This window comes from Lysobacter sp. Root604 (genome assembly GCF_001427505.1).
In the GTDB taxonomy this organism is placed as follows: Bacteria; Pseudomonadota; Gammaproteobacteria; order Xanthomonadales; family Xanthomonadaceae; genus Lysobacter.
The window spans coordinates 1,388,013-1,402,134 of the sequence record NZ_LMGS01000001.1 but is presented as its reverse complement, the minus strand read 5'-3'; the positions used below and the strand labels follow the sequence as shown (position 1 = coordinate 1,402,134).

Below are 14,122 nucleotides of genomic sequence, written 5' to 3'. Positions count from 1 at the left end.
GTGAAAGGGAAGCTGATCTTCGCCCTCGGCCTGGGCCTCGTCGCCCTGGTCGCCGGCCTGTACCTGTCGGGCTACTTGACGCTGCTGCTGCTGAAACTGGACACCGGTCTGCTCAAGTGGAACACCTACACGGACTACGTGAGGGTGCTCGACCTGCCGCAATACAAGCCGTATGCGGGCAAGATCAAGGCCTCGGGCTACATCGGCTTCGGCCTGCCGGTGGTGGCTTACCTGGCCATGGCGGTGCTGATCCTCAAGCCCAAGGCGCGCTCCATGCACGGCGACGCGCGCTTCGCCAACGGCATGGACCTGCAGGCCAAGGGCATGTTCAAGGCCTCGCCCAACGGCATCGTGGTCGGCAAGTACAACGGCAAGCTGGTGCGCCTGGGCGGTCAGCAGTTCGTGATCCTGGCCGCGCCGACGCGCTCGGGCAAGGGCGTGGGCATCGTCATCCCGAACCTGCTCGAGTACCAGGAATCGATGGTGGTGCTGGACATCAAGCAGGAGAACTTCGACCTGACCAGCGGCTGGCGCGCCCAGCAGGGGCAGGAGATCTTCCTGTTCAATCCCTTCGCCGAAGACCGCCGCACCCACCGCTGGAATCCGCTGACCTACGTGTCCAACGACCCGGCGTTCCGGGTCTCGGACCTGATGAGCATCGCGGCGATGCTGTACCCGGACGGCTCCGACGACCAGAAATTCTGGGTCAGCCAGGCCCGCAACGCCTTCATGGCGTTCTCGCTGTACCTGTTCGAGGCCTTCGAGGAAGAGAACAAGATCGGTTTCCCGTTCGCCAGCGCGCCCACCATCGGCGCGATCTATCGGCTGTCTTCGGGCGATGGCAAGAGCGAGCTCAAGCCCTACCTGCAGGGACTGTCGCAGCGTCCGTTCCTGAGCGACAACGCACGCTCGGCGTTCGCCAACATGCTGTCGCAGGCCGACGAGACCTTCGCCTCGATCCTGGGCACGTTCAAGGAACCCTTGAACCCCTGGATCAATCCGGTGCTGGATGCGGCCACCAGCGCCGATGACTTTCTGCTCACCGATCTGCGCAAGAAGCGGATGACCATCTACGTCGGCATCCAGCCCAACAAGCTGGCCGAAAGCCGCCTGATCGTGAACCTGTTCTTCAGCCAGATCATCAACCTCAATACCCGCGAACTGCCGCAGAACAACAAGGCGCTCAAGCACCAGTGCCTGCTGCTGATGGACGAATTCACCTCGATCGGCAAGGTCGACATCATCGCCTCGGCGGTGTCGTACATGGCCGGCTACAACATCCGCCTGCTGCCGATCATCCAGAGCATGTCGCAGCTGGACGCGACCTACGGCAAGGACATCTCGCGCACCATCATCACCAACCACGCGCTGCAGATCATCTACGCGCCGCGCGAGCAGCAGGACGCCAACGACTACTCCGACATGCTGGGCTACACCACGGTGCGCAAGCAAAACGTGACCCGCGGCCGCGAGTTCTCGCGCAGCGAATCCGAGGAGCGCCGCGCGCTGATGCTGCCGCAGGAGCTCAAGGCGATGGGCTTCGACACCGAAGTGTTCCTGTACGAAGGCATCCCGCACCCGGTGAAGTGCGACAAGATCAAGTACTACCAGGACAAGTACTTCACCTCGCGCCTGCTGCCCAAGGTGGAAGTGCCGACCCTGACCATCCGGGTCTGAGCCCCGGCTGAGCCGCCGTCGCCGCGCACCGGCGCGGCGGCTGCACGATCGCAGCCGCGGCGATACGATGTGCCTCATCGGCCGCCCCCGCGGCCCCATGCGACCGAACCTCATCCCATGCAGAACCTGCGCATCTCCCTGGTCCAAGGCGCCACCCGTTGGCACGACCCGGCCGGCAATCGCGACTACTACGGCCACCTGATCTCCGGGTTGCGAGGCAACACCGATCTGGTGCTGCTGCCGGAAACCTTCACCAGCGGTTTCAGCAACGAAGCCATCGGCAACGCCGAGACCATGGACGGCCCGACCGTGGCCTGGGTCCGCGAGCAAGCGGCCAAGCTGGGCGCGGCCGTCACCGGCAGCGTCCAACTGCGCACCGACGAGGGCGTGTTCAACCGCCTGCTGTTCGCCACGCCCGACGGTGAGCTGCAGACCTACGACAAGCGCCACCTGTTCCGCTACGCCAACGAGCACGAGCGCTACGCCGCCGGCCGTGATCGCCTGACGGTGGAGTGGAAGGGCTGGCGGATCTGCCCGCAGGTTTGCTACGACCTGCGTTTCCCGGTGTTCTCGCGCAACCGCTACGACGTCGAACGCCCCGGCGCGCTGGACTACGACCTGCTGCTGTACGTGGCCAACTGGCCCTCGGCACGCGCTTATCCCTGGAAGACCCTGCTGCGCGCGCGCGCGATCGAGAACCTGTGCTACGTCGCCGGCCTCAACCGCGTCGGCGACGACGGCAACGGTCTGCATTACTCCGGCGACAGCGCAGTGATCGATTTCCTCGGCCACCCGCTCAGCGAGTGCACCGACGAGGAGGTGGTGTCGACCACGACCCTGCTGGCCGACGAACTGGCCGCGCACCGCGCCCGCTTCCCGGCGATGCTGGATGGGGATGCCTTCGCCCTGAAGTGAGGGCAGGGTAGCCGCCTACATCCGCCCCAGAGCAGCCGCGCCGGTCCCCTGTAGGAGCGGCGCAAGCCGCGACTCGCAACTCCGAGCACCCGCGCAGGTTCCACTGCCGCCGTAACAGCGTCGGCCACGATTTACGCCGAGATTGGACGGATCACGGTCGCGGCTTACGCCGTTCCTACCCCAAAGCGGCCCGCACGACTCCCTGTGGGAGCGGCGCAAGCCGCGACCCGCAACCTCACGCACCCGCGCCGGTTTAGCTGCTGCCGCTGCTGAGGCCGCCCGGATTTGGGCCCGGATCGGATAGATCACGGTCGCGGCTCACGCCGCTCCTGCCCCGAAGCGGACGCGCCCGACCCCGCGTGACCGATGGCACTGTGCGCGCCGGTGGGCTATGCCCAAACGTAGCCCGCCATCCCGCGGCGTTCGTCGGGAGCGGGAGTCGCGCCATGCCGCTCAGCAAAATCTTCCTGGGCCTTCTTGCCGCCGCCGCGATCGCGCTGACCGGCTGCGGCGCCGTACGCCCCCCGGACGTGCGCCAGGCCGGCGGCCTGGCGCGTGCGCATGCCCGCGGCGAGCTGATCCAATTGGAGGCGTTGGGGCCGTTAGAGCGAGCCCGTCTGCAGCAGATCGCGTCCGAATTCCCGGGCAAGATCGCGGTCGCCGGTGGCGCCTCGCTTTATCGCGTCGTCTATTGGACGCCATACCGCGGCCGGCTGGTCGCGGCCTCCGGCCTGTACGCCGTGCCCGCTGGCGCGGCGGCCGCGAAGGGCACGGTGGTCTATCTGCACGGCACTCAGATCACACGCGCCGCGTCGCCTTCGCAGCCGCAGCGCGTGGACGGCAACGAAGAAACCGCGGTGTTCGCCGGCAACGGCTACGAGGTGGTCTTGCCGGACTACATCGGCTTGGGCGTATCCACCGAACCGCAGGCCTATCTGATCGCCGCGGCCCAGGTCGACGCCACCCTCGATCTGCTGCGGGCGGTGCGCTCGGCCTCGATAGGTCTGGGCCGCGACGCTGCGCCATCGCTGTACCTGATGGGGTTCTCGCAAGGCGGGCAGAGTGCGGCCGCCGTGCATCGCGCTCTGGAGCGCGAGCCGCTGGCCGGCTATCGCTTGCGCGCTTCGATCGGCATTGCCGGTCCCTACGACCTGCGCGCGCTGGTGGTGAACAAGCTGACGCCCGCGCACGCCGCGGCGCCCAACAACGCGGGCTATTTCGCTTTCATCGCCAACGCTTATTCGGGCCACTACGGGCATGCCCTGGACGAAACGCTGACGGCCGAGTACGCAGCCGCCGTGCCCGCGCTGTTCGACGGCAGCAAGACCCCGCAGCAGCTCGCGCCGGTGCTGCCCGAGGACGCCCGCCGCTTGTTCCGGCCCGAATTCCTGCATGCGCTGCAGGCCGATCAGGACAACTGGCTCACGCGCGCGCTGGACGAAAATCGCACCGACCACTGGGCGCCGGCCGCGCCGTTCCGGATCTACTACGGCGACGACGACAGCGATGTATTGCCGCAATCGGCGAAAACCTTCTATGCGTACGCGAAAGCGCATGGCGGCAACGTGTCGCTGCACGCTTTGGGCGCGGTGGATCATTGGAACAGCGCCGCGCTGACCTATGCGCCGGCGCTTGCCTGGTTCGATGCATTGAGCGCTGTGAAGTAGCGCCCCGCAGGGTGCAGCGATAACCGCATCGTCGCCGGCGCCGTAGGGTGCGATGGTGCGGTTCGCATACGCTCACCGCACCCTACGAACGTACCCCTTCGTTTTTTTCGAAGGGGGAAGGCGAGCTCGTAGGCTGCGGCGATGACCGCACCGTCATGCGAAACGGAGCTCGCGATAAGGATTAATCACTCCGCCCGCCGCAGCGCCCGCGCCGGGCTGTCGCCGCGCTTATGGAAGTAGACCTGCTCGGCGGCCCAGCGCAGCGGCGCGGAGTGCAGCAGCAGATCGAAGGGCCAGTCGAACTGGAAGCGGTCGAAGGCCCAGCGCAGGGCGCGCTTGGTGCGGAAGCGCGGCGCGCTGTCGATCGCGACCTGCTCCGGCGCGGGGCCGCCGCTGCGCACGTGCGCGGCCAAAGCCTGGCCCAGGGTCCAGCCGTGCGCCCAGGCCGAGTGGATGCCGCCGGCGGTCACCGGCGAGACGATGCCGGCGGCGTCGCCGGTCAGCAGCGCGCCGTCGCGCGCCAGCGGGAACACCGGGCCGCTGCAGGGAATCAGCCCGGCCCGGGTTGCGTCGGGCGCGGCGGTGGGCAGGCCGACCAAGGCGCCCACGCGGGCCAGGAATCCGTCGATATCGGGCACGCGCGCGCGCTCGGGATCGTGGCGCAGGGCCAGGCCGGCCTGCACGCCGGTCGGATTCTGCGCGATCCAGCCGATGTAGCCCGGCGCGTAGCGCTTGCTGACGAAACAGTGCAGGGCATCGGGCTCGGGCAGTTGCGCCCCGGCGAACTCGTACTCGATGCCGTACAGGAATTCGTTGACCCGGCCCAAACCGGTGCGCTCGGCCACGCGCGACTTGGCGCCGTCGGCGCCGACCAGGCAGCGCGCGCGGCATCGGATCGGCAGCAACCCCTGCGACATGCCCTCGATGCGCCAACCGTCGCCGTCGCGCTGGGCCTGGGTGAACGAAGCGCCCAGGCGCAGATCGACGCCGTTGCGGCGCAGTTCGTCGGCCAGCCAGCGCATCAGCCGCGGCGTGTCGGTGGTGAGGAAGTAGTAGCCGGGCGCGTTCAGAGCCAGGCTTTGCAGGCGCGGCGAGTACAGGCGCACGCGCTCGACGCGATGCAGGCAGTCGCTGGGCGCGCGGCTCAGCCAGGTTTGTTCCGCGGCTTCCTTGACCACGATGCCGGTGGTATGCAGGCGCTCGCCAGGATCGGTCTTGCGCTCCAGCACGGTCACGCGCAGACCCGCGCGCGCCGCCGCGAGCGCGCAGGCGGCGCCGGCGAAGCTGGCGCCGACCACCAGCACGTCGCAATCGTAGGAGGTGTCGTGTAGGGGCATGGCGGGCGTCCTGATCGAAGGGCGCAGCCACTGTCGCGCCTGGCGATGAAGCCTGGATGGGGCGAATGTGAAGTCCGGGCGCCGGCGCGGCGCCTGCCGCGTCAGCCCTCGCTGCAGCGCCAGCGCGGCAGCACGGGGAAGCGCGTCGGTTCGAACGCCGGCAACACGCTCAAGGTCGCATCGACCAGCGCCCGCGAAATCATGCCGGTCGCGCCTTCGTCGCCCGGCGGGTCCTGCGGAATCGATTCCGCCAGCGCCAGATTCAGCTCCATGGGCAGATAAGCGGCGGCCACGCGTATGTTGGACAGCACGCACTCGCGCGCCTGAGCGGGCGAGAAATCCTCTAGCAGGTGTTCGAAATCGGCAGCGCTTTCGACCAGCGCGGCGAACAGGAAGTGCTCGAAGGTCGCCGACTCGATCGCGCTGTCGTCCCGGTCGTGCCAGATCATCCCGACGCCGACCCCACCGTCGGCGCTGGGCATCAGGCAGTAGGCGTCGCCGGCGCCGGAGATGGCGAAAGGCAGAAACCTGCGACCGTCCTGAAAGCGGGGGTTGAGCCAGCCCTCTACGATCTCATCGGCCTGCGCTGGATCTATCCATTCCAGGTCGTAGGCGCACGACAGCAGTGGCTGCGCCTTCAGGCTGTACTCGAGCCAGTTGGATTTCCAATCTTCCAGGTTGTCGCCGTAGCGCGTTCTGCCATCCGCCTGCAGCCTGATGAAGGACGAGGGCAGGGCGATGCCGGTGCGCGCGGCGAGCATTTCGAAGTGCATGGGTCGAATTGTCGCACCGAGTGCGCTGTTGCCGCGTAGGGGCGGGGCTGGCCGATCTCACCGGAAGGGAAGGCTACACGCAAAAGAAAAGGCGCCGCAGCGCCTTTTCTTCGTTACCGCTCGCCAGCGCTTAACCGCGCGGGCCGCGACCGCCGCCGGGACGGCCGCCGCCGCGCGGGCCGCCGGGACGCGGGCCGTTGGCGTTCGGGCGCGCGCCGCCGGGGCGCGGAGCGCCGCCGGGACGACCGCCGGGCTTGCCGCCGGGGCCACCCGGGCCGCCGGCCGGACGCGGGCTGCGCGGACGGTCGCCGTAGGGGTTGAAGCCGCCGGGATTGGCGTGGTCGGACGGGAAGCTGGGCGCGTTGCCCGGGTGGCCGTAGGGACGCGAGCGCTGGCCCTGACCCTGGCCTTGTCCCTGACCGCCGCCACCGCCGCCACGACGTTCGCCGTAGGGGCTGTTGCCGCCGCCGCTGCGTTCGCCGCCGTAGCCGCCACCGCCGCCGGGGCCGCGCTCGGAGCGGCCCTGGCCGCCACCGCCGTAACCGCCGCCGCTGCGCGCGCCGCCGCCAGCACCCGCGCCGGCACGACCGCCGCCGCCGCCCGGCTTGCCGCCGTAAGGCTTCTTCGGGCCGCGAGCGTCGGGATTGCGATGACCGCTGGGGCCGGTGTCGACACCGTCGGGCACGTACCAGGTGCGGAACGCGGCCGGATTGCCGTCCGGCAGCGGCTTGGGACCTTTGTCCTTGCGCTGCTTGAACGGCTTCTGCGATTGATTGGCCGCGGCTTCGCCGCTGACCGTGAGACCGCCGTGCTTGCGCGGGCCGCCGCGGCCGCGGCCGCCGCGATCTTCGCGCACGTGATCGAAGCGGCGCAGTTCGCGACCTTCGTCGGCGGTGTTGTGGCCGCCCACGTAGCCCTGCGAACGCTCGCCGCCGGACAGGTGCACGGTGGACTTGGCCGCCTTGCGCTGGCCGATCACCGGCTGCAGGGTCAGCGCCGACGGCGTGCCGTCTTCCAGGCCCAGTTCGCCGCGCAGCGACTCGACCTTGTCGGAAGCGAGCTCCTGCGATTGGCCGCGCAGCAGTTCGCGCGGCAGCGAGACGCTGCCGTAGCGGATGCGCTTGAGGCGGCTGACCTGGCAGCCCTGGGATTCCCAGAGGCGGCGCACTTCGCGGTTGCGGCCTTCCTTCACCACCACCCGGAACCAGTCGTGCGAATCGCTGCCGCCGACGCGCTCGATCTCGTCGAACTTGGCCGGGCCGTCCTCGAGCGAGACGCCGCGGGCGAGGCGGTCGACGATATTGTCGGCGACCTTGTCCTGGCCTTCCGGCGCGCGCACGCGGCACACGTACTCGCGTTCGACCTCGAACGACGGGTGCATCAGCGCATTGGCGAGCTCACCGTCGGTGGTTAGCAGGAGCAGACCGGTGGTGTTGATGTCGAGGCGGCCGATCGCGATCCAGCGCGCGCCCTTGAGCGCCGGCAGGGATTCGAAGATGGTCGGGCGGCCTTCGGGGTCTTCGCGGGTGGTGACTTCGCCTTCGGGCTTGTTGTACATCAGCACGCGGGCCGGCTCGGTCAGCGCGCTGGCGACGAAGCTGCGGCCGTCGAGCTCGATCTTGTCGCCGCCCTTGATGCTCATGCCGATTTGCGCGGTCTCGCCGTTGACCTTGACCAGGCCGTCGGCGATGCGCTGTTCCAGCGCGCGGCGCGAGCCCAGTCCGGCCTGCGCCAGCACTTTGTGCAGACGCTCTTCCAGACGCGGCGCCTCGGTGGAGGCGGCGTCACCGCTGCGCTTCAGGGAAAGCTTGCGGGGTTTTTGTTCGCTCATTTCTGTTGCTCCGGCCGGTCGTCTTCGGACTCGGCCTCTGTGTTCGGAACGGTCGTCGTCTCGACGGCGTGAGGGTCTTGCTCGTGATCGTTCGCGTCTGCCGCGCGCTCGCCCGGCGCGGCATCGGGGTCGTCCATGGGGACGGATTCGGAATCTTGCTGATCGTCGTCGGCGGGTTCGCCGGCGGCGTCTTCGTTGTCTTGGGTTTCGTCGCCGGCTTCGGGCTCGGCGTCGCCATCGTCGAGATCCACGGCCTCGTTGTCGCTGGCATTCGTTGCGGTGTCGCTGTCGTCGCCGGCGGTCTCGTCATTGCCGGCGTCTTCGCCATCGGCTTCATCGTTGCCGGCCGCGCCGTCCTCATCGCCCGCGTTGCCGATGCCGCCGGCCTCGATCTGGCTGGGCGCGGGCGGACCGTCGAACTGCAGCTGCGGCTCCAGCTCGCCGATGTCCTTGAGCTCCGACAGCGGCGGCAGCTCGTCCAGGCGCTTGAGGCCGAAGTAGTCCAGGAAGGTCTTGGTGGTGCCGAACAGGGCCGGCTTGCCGGGCACGTCGCGGTGGCCGACCACACGGATCCACTCGCGCTCTTCCAGGGCCTTGATGATGTTGCTGTTGACCGCGACGCCGCGGACCTGCTCGATCTCGCCGCGCGTGATCGGCTGGCGGTAGGCGATCAGGGCCAGGGTTTCCAGGGTGGCGCGGGTGTAGCGGGTCTGGCGCTCGGTCCACAGGCGCGCGACCCAGGGGTGCACGTCGGACTGGACCTGGTAGCGGAAGCCAGAGGCCAGCTCCACCAGTTCCACGCCGCGTTCCGCGCAGCCTTCGCGCAGGGTTTCCAGTGCCTGCTCGACGCTGTCGGCGGGCGCCGGCTGGTCTTCCGGGAACAGCGAGTGCAGCTGCGCCAGGGTCAGCGGCTGGTTGGCCGCGAGCAGGGCGGCCTCGACGATGCGGGTGATGAAATGTTGATCCATGGGGCGTGCGTGTTCTTACCGTTAGGTGCCTTGCGGCGGCGCTGCGGCGTTCGATGCGCGGCCAAGGCCGGCGGAAGCGCGCAGGGTCAGGCTCATGCGTTGGGATCGTCGTTGGCGGCGTGGTCGAACTCGCTGCTGAGTTCGATCTCGTCGGGGTCCTTCATTAGCGCCAGCGACTTGACGTAGATCGGCTCCAGCGGGCCTTCCTGGACGATCTCGATCAGTTGCTCCTTGGCCAGCGTCAGCAGGCCCAGGAAGGTCACCACCACGCCGAGCCGGCCTTCCTCGACCGTGAACAGCGACTCGAAGCGGTGGAACACGCCGTCGGCCATGCGCGTGAGCAGCTCGCCCATGCGCTGGCGCACGCTCAGCGCGTCGCGCTTGATCGCGTGCTGGGTGTACAGCTCGGCGCGCTTGAACACGTCGTGCAGGGCCAGCAGCATTTCCTTCAGGTCCACCGGCGGCGGCAGGCGGATCGAGGCGCGGTCGGGCACGAAGGCCTGCACCGGCACCGTGTCGCGGTCCTGGCGGGGCAGGGCGTCGATGTCCTCGGCCGCCTTCTTGAAGCGCTCGTACTCCTGCAGGCGGCGCACCAGGTCGGCGCGCGGGTCTTCCTCGATGCCTTCCTCGTTGGGCGCGCGCGGCAGCAGCATGCGCGATTTGATCTCGGCCAGCATCGCGGCCATGACCAGGTAGTCGGCGGCTAGCTCGAAGCGCATCTCGTGCATGGCCTGGATGTACTGCACGTACTGGCGGGTGATGTCCGCCACCGGGATGTCCAGGATGTCCAGGTTCTGGCGCCGGATCAGGTACAGCAACAGGTCCAGCGGGCCTTCGAACGCTTCGAGGATCACTTCCAGCGCGTCCGGCGGGATGTACAGGTCCTGCGGGATCTGCAGCACCGGCTGGCCGTGGATCATCGCCAGCGGCATTTCCTGCTGCTGCGGACGGTGGGCGGCGGTCGTCGCCGCGCCATCGGCCGCCGGGGTGGTGTCGTCGGGCGCGGGCGACGCGGGCTCGGCGCCGGCGGCGGAGGGCTCCGCTGCGGAGGCGTCGGGCGCGCTCTCGTCGGGCTGCGCTTCGTCGGACACGTTTTCGTTGGTCATGCTGGGCCGGCCCCTCCGGGCCGTGGGTACTGCTGATGGCGACGCGACGAGCGCGGTGTTCGCGACTCGGCGGCGCCGGGTGAAGACAGACCTCGGCAACCACATCCGCGCACGACGATCCGGCACCGCGGGCGGTGCCTGTAGCCAACCGGCAACGGGCGCGGTCCGGCCTGGACGAAGGCGAGGCGTAACTCAATAAAGTCGGAGCTGGGCCCGAACGGCTCGGCCCGTGCCGCGCATACCGCGTGGCGACGACGTTCGAGAGGGTTGCGGGCGCGGGCCGGTGGTCTGCAGCGGTGCTGAGTCGTGGCGACGGTGTGGGGAACCTGTCGCGACGGGCCGCTGCGTCCGGCCTCGGGCGTTGAGACTTAGGGTAAGCGCTGGCGCGCGCAGTGTCCAGCGCCGGCCGGGGGGCCGGCGCTGGAGGTGCACGCCGGAGTATCCCGGCGTTCAGCGGGGCGTGCTGGAGGGGCCGGACGACTCGCGGGGCCGGGCCCGGGTTTGGATCGCGCGCCTGCGCCGAGGAACGGCCACGCCGGCAGGGGCATGGCCGTTCGGGGCGAGGCCGTTCAGTGCCGGAAGGCGGCGACCGTGGCCTTGGTGTTGACCAGCACGCGCTGGTTGTCGCTCTGGGTCGCGGTGCCCATCGGCACACCGCCATAGCTGATGCTGGGGTTGGACCAGTAGTTCAGGCGCGTGCAGCTGGGGCTGCAGTTGTAGGCCATGATCGTGCGCCAGCGGGTGCCCGTGGCCGGCTGATAGCGATAGCCGTGGCCGTAGGCGTAGGGGCTGGTGGACGGATCGGTGGCCGGGTCGTGGCGCGCGCTCTGCAGGTGCCCGATCTCGTGGGCGAAGCTGTAGTAGCCGGTCGCGCAATCCCAGTACACCGACGCGAACGCGGTGGCCGCGGTCGAGCCGATGCCCGAGGCCAGCCCGCAGTACGAGCTGTTATTGAGCACGATCACGCCCACGTCGGCCGCGCTGCTGTTGCGGGTGGTGTGGATGTTGTCCATGTAGCCGTCGCTGGTGCCGCGGAAGCGGGCCAGGTCGGTGCTGAAGTTGCCCGACTCGGTGTAGCTGGTGGTGGTGTAGCTGGCCAGCACCAGATTGATGCCGACGTTGCTGTTGACGTAGCCCTGGTTGGACTCGGCCACCGCCAGCTGGATCAGCGACTGCATGTTGCCGCCGTAGGCCGCCACCGCCTGGTTGGTCGCCACCACCATCACCCGGATGGTCGCCGTCGGTCCCGGCGGAATGCCGAGCGCGCCGACGCGGCCGTCGTCCGCGGGCGCGGCCATGCGGATGGTCGGCAGGCGGTTGTAATCGTGCGGATGCTCGGCCGGCAGGCGGCTCTCGTCGACCTCGACGATCGCGTGTTCGCCGCCGGGCAGCGGACGCACCCGATAGAGCTTGCCGTTGCTGCGCAGGGTGCCGGTGACGGTGTCGCCGCTGCGCACCAGGATCGCCGAATTCAGCGGATCCACGCCCGACAGGGTCTTGGCGCTGACGCGCGGGCCGAAGTTGCCGTACCACACGGTGTCACCGGTTTCGGTGCGCTCGACCTTGTTGCGGTTGGCGGTGAGCGTGCGACCGTCCAGTTCGATTTCGATCCGCGGCTCGTCCACCGCGGTGGCGTCGACCTGGACCAGGCGCACGTTGGCGGTCGAGGCGCTGGACAGCAGGCTCTCCAATGCGGCGTCGTTGCCGGCCCTGGCCAGCGTGGCGGTGCTGCTGACCAGCGGCTTGCCGGCGGCAACCGCGGAACCTGCGAGTATCATGCTCACGATCGCGGCCGTGGCTTTCACGGAATTCGACTTCATGTCACTCCTCCTGAGTAGATGGCGGCGCTGCCGCCCGAATGAAGATGTCCCGGTTGTCACGTTCCCCTGTGCGGGACACAGCGATTAGGACGCGCTCGCCCTGTGTTCATGCAATCGGGATTTCCCCCAATTTGCTGAACCCAGAACCCCGCATCACGCTTGGAGGTTGATCGGAATCACATGTGGTATCTCATCGAAGGGTATGACGGCAGCGACGTGCTGCCGCAACGTCTGGCCGCGCGTCCGGACCACCTCGCGCGCCTGCTCGCGCTGCGCGACGAAGGCCGTCTGATGCTGGCCGGCCCGTGTCCGGCGATCGACGCCGAAGATCCCGGCCCGGCCGGTTTCAGCGGCAGCCTGATCGTGGCCGAGTTCGATTCATTGGAAGACGCGCGCGCCTGGGCCGACGCCGACCCCTACGTCGCCGCCGGCGTCTACACCCGCGTCGACGTGCGCCCGTTCAAGCGGGTGTTGCCGTGAGCGCCGGCCCGCTGCCGCGCGAGCAACGCGTGGACGCGATCCGCGCCGCCCTCGAAGCCGCGCTGTCGCCCGAATCGCTCAGCGTGGTCGACGACAGCCACCGCCACGCCGGTCATGCCGGGGCGCAGGACGGGCGAGGGCACTACAACGTCGAGATCGTCAGCGCGGCCTTCGCCGGCCTCAACCCGATCGCCCGGCATCGGGCGGTGTACGCGGCCTTGGGGGAGATGATGACCACCGATATCCATGCGCTGGCGATCAAGGCGAGGGCGCCTGGGGAGGTTTGAGCGCCGCATGATGCCGCAGTGCAGCATGTGCGGCAGGCCAAGCCTGTTGTTCCTGCAAGGATTTATCGCCGAGGCCAGTTTGGATAACACGAACTTTACACTCGTGTTTGAAAACGTTTACAGTCGGCCCCGCATCCCAACCGCGGAGGGGCGGTTCAGGGCGTGACCAGCGTAACCATCAAAGATGTAGCGAGAGTGGCCCAGGTTTCCGTGGCCACCGTATCGCGCGCGCTCAACGGACACGGAAACGTGGCCGAGGAAGTGCGTCGCCGCGTGCTGGCCGCCGCCAATGAACTGCGTTACACCCCGCACGCCGCCGCGCGCAGCCTCAGCAGCCGCCGCACCCAGACCCTGGGCGTGGTGCTGCCGGACCTGCACGGCGAATTCTTCTCCGAACTGGTGCGCGGCATCGACCAGGTCGCGCGCGAGCACCGTCTGCACCTGCTGGTCTCCAGCTACCACGGCCATCCGGAAGAGCAGGGCGCCGCGTTGCGCGCCATGCGCGGTCGCGTCGACGGCCTGCTGGTGATGTCGCCGTTCGTGGCCGCGCCCGGCCCGCTGGCCGAGGAACTCGCGCCGACCCTGCCGACGGTGCTGATCAATACCCAACATGCGACCGCGGGCGTGATCTCGCTGGGCGTGGACAACTACGGCGGCGCCGTGGCGATGGTCGAGCACCTGGTCGCCTCCGGGCACCGCCGCATCGCCTTCATCGCCGGCCCCAGCGACAACTTCGACGCCCACGAGCGCCTGCGCGGTTACCGCGACGCGCTCAATCGCCTGCTGCCCGATGCCGAGGAATGGGTGCTGCCGGGCGACTTCGATGAGGCCTCGGGCCATCAGGCCGGGCTGGAGATCCTCGGTGCCAAACAGCGCCCGGATGCGGTGTTCGCGGCCAACGACATGATGGCCCTGGGCTGTCTGTTCGTGTTCGCGCAGGGTGGGGTGGACGTGCCGGGCGAGATCGCGCTGGCCGGCTTCGACGACATCCCGCTGGCGCGTTACGTGCACCCGACCTTGACCACCATGCGGGTCAATATCGCCGAACTCGGCGCCCGCGCCGCGCGGCTGCTGTTGATCCAGATCGCCGGCGAAGCCTTGCCGGACGAAGGCCGCGCGGCCTTGCGCCCGGAACTGATCGTGCGCGCCTCCAGTGCATCCGTGGAGAGCAAGCGCAACTAAGCGCCTGATCGACCTTTTTTTGCGTTGCGATGTAACCGTTTACAACTCAGCTCGAATGCTTCTTGGAGAGAGGGAAAGC

General features: G+C 68.8%; 12 protein-coding genes. 6 read left to right on the top strand and 6 right to left on the bottom strand.

Features of this window, described 5'->3' with window-relative positions; genetic code table 11:
- The first annotated feature begins 12 nt into the window (after positions 1-12).
- The 3 genes from ASD69_RS06395 (at position 13) to ASD69_RS06385 (ending at position 4,259) form a co-directional block, all read left to right on the top strand.
- Positions 13-1,677 (top strand): type IV secretory system conjugative DNA transfer family protein, encoded by a 1,665-nt coding sequence (locus ASD69_RS06395; protein ID WP_157499105.1) that lies wholly within the window; start codon positions 13-15, stop codon positions 1,675-1,677.
- A gap of 117 nt (positions 1,678-1,794) precedes the next feature.
- Positions 1,795-2,592, top strand: a complete 798-nt coding sequence (locus ASD69_RS06390) for an amidohydrolase (protein WP_056175204.1) — start codon at positions 1,795-1,797, stop codon at positions 2,590-2,592.
- A gap of 446 nt (positions 2,593-3,038) precedes the next feature.
- Positions 3,039-4,259, top strand: coding sequence for a lipase family protein (locus ASD69_RS06385; protein ID WP_056175201.1), 1,221 nt, complete (start codon positions 3,039-3,041; stop codon positions 4,257-4,259).
- Between the two features lie 185 nt (positions 4,260-4,444).
- Here ASD69_RS06385 and ASD69_RS06380 read toward each other — a convergent pair whose 3' ends face one another.
- The 6 genes from ASD69_RS06380 to ASD69_RS06355 all read right to left on the bottom strand — a co-directional run bounded on the left by ASD69_RS06380 (position 4,445) and on the right by ASD69_RS06355 (position 12,094).
- Positions 4,445-5,596: an NAD(P)/FAD-dependent oxidoreductase gene (locus tag ASD69_RS06380; RefSeq protein WP_056175198.1), complete on the bottom strand. Its 1,152-nt coding sequence runs from the start codon at positions 5,594-5,596 to the stop codon at positions 4,445-4,447.
- 101 nt (positions 5,597-5,697) lie between these two features.
- A complete protein-coding gene (locus ASD69_RS06375) occupies positions 5,698-6,369 on the bottom strand; it encodes an SMI1/KNR4 family protein (protein ID WP_056175197.1) in 672 nt (223 codons plus the stop codon).
- Between the two features lie 130 nt (positions 6,370-6,499).
- Positions 6,500-8,200 carry a pseudouridine synthase gene (locus ASD69_RS06370; RefSeq protein ID WP_056175194.1) on the bottom strand — a complete coding sequence of 567 codons (1,701 nt, stop codon included), beginning with the start codon at positions 8,198-8,200 and terminating at the stop codon, positions 6,500-6,502.
- Entirely contained in the window at positions 8,197-9,168 is a 972-nt protein-coding gene (gene scpB, locus ASD69_RS06365; protein ID WP_056175191.1) for an SMC-Scp complex subunit ScpB, read from the bottom strand. Before scpB ends, ASD69_RS06370 begins: the two co-directional genes overlap by 4 nt.
- Positions 9,169-9,260: 92 nt before the next feature.
- Complete coding sequence (locus ASD69_RS06360) at positions 9,261-10,274, bottom strand: ScpA family protein (protein ID WP_082576297.1); 1,014 nt, start codon at positions 10,272-10,274, stop codon at positions 9,261-9,263.
- A 569-nt stretch (positions 10,275-10,843) separates the two neighbouring features.
- Complete coding sequence (locus ASD69_RS06355; RefSeq protein WP_056175187.1) at positions 10,844-12,094, bottom strand: zinc-dependent metalloprotease; 1,251 nt, start codon at positions 12,092-12,094, stop codon at positions 10,844-10,846.
- Positions 12,095-12,274: 180 nt separating this feature from the next.
- On the opposite strand from ASD69_RS06355, the gene ASD69_RS06350 reads away from it, so the two are divergent.
- From ASD69_RS06350 to ASD69_RS06340, 3 genes are all read left to right on the top strand, one after another.
- Positions 12,275-12,574: a YciI family protein gene (locus tag ASD69_RS06350; protein WP_056175184.1), complete on the top strand. Its 300-nt coding sequence runs from the start codon at positions 12,275-12,277 to the stop codon at positions 12,572-12,574.
- A gap of 11 nt (positions 12,575-12,585) precedes the next feature.
- A complete protein-coding gene (locus ASD69_RS06345; RefSeq protein ID WP_056176659.1) occupies positions 12,586-12,861 on the top strand; it encodes a BolA family protein in 276 nt (91 codons plus the stop codon).
- A 162-nt stretch (positions 12,862-13,023) separates the two neighbouring features.
- On the top strand, positions 13,024-14,043 hold the full coding sequence (locus ASD69_RS06340; RefSeq protein ID WP_056175181.1) for a LacI family DNA-binding transcriptional regulator: 1,020 nt from the start codon (positions 13,024-13,026) through the stop codon (positions 14,041-14,043).
- Positions 14,044-14,122: the final 79 nt, after the last annotated feature.

What these genes read in the sequence shown, in the direction of transcription:
- ASD69_RS06390 (WP_056175204.1), top strand. Translation starts at nt 1,795, where the DNA reads ATGCAGAACCTGCGCATCTCCCTGGTCCAAGGCGCCACCCGTTGGCAC.
- ASD69_RS06385 (WP_056175201.1), top strand. Translation starts at nt 3,039, where the DNA reads ATGCCGCTCAGCAAAATCTTCCTGGGCCTTCTTGCCGCCGCCGCGATC.
- ASD69_RS06380 (WP_056175198.1), bottom strand. Translation starts at nt 5,596, where the DNA reads ATGCCCCTACACGACACCTCCTACGATTGCGACGTGCTGGTGGTCGGC.
- ASD69_RS06375 (WP_056175197.1), bottom strand. Translation starts at nt 6,369, where the DNA reads ATGCACTTCGAAATGCTCGCCGCGCGCACCGGCATCGCCCTGCCCTCG.
- ASD69_RS06370 (WP_056175194.1), bottom strand. Translation starts at nt 8,200, where the DNA reads ATGAGCGAACAAAAACCCCGCAAGCTTTCCCTGAAGCGCAGCGGTGAC.
- scpB (WP_056175191.1), bottom strand. Translation starts at nt 9,168, where the DNA reads ATGGATCAACATTTCATCACCCGCATCGTCGAGGCCGCCCTGCTCGCG.
- ASD69_RS06360 (WP_082576297.1), bottom strand. Translation starts at nt 10,274, where the DNA reads ATGACCAACGAAAACGTGTCCGACGAAGCGCAGCCCGACGAGAGCGCG.
- ASD69_RS06355 (WP_056175187.1), bottom strand. Translation starts at nt 12,094, where the DNA reads ATGAAGTCGAATTCCGTGAAAGCCACGGCCGCGATCGTGAGCATGATA.
- ASD69_RS06350 (WP_056175184.1), top strand. Translation starts at nt 12,275, where the DNA reads ATGTGGTATCTCATCGAAGGGTATGACGGCAGCGACGTGCTGCCGCAA.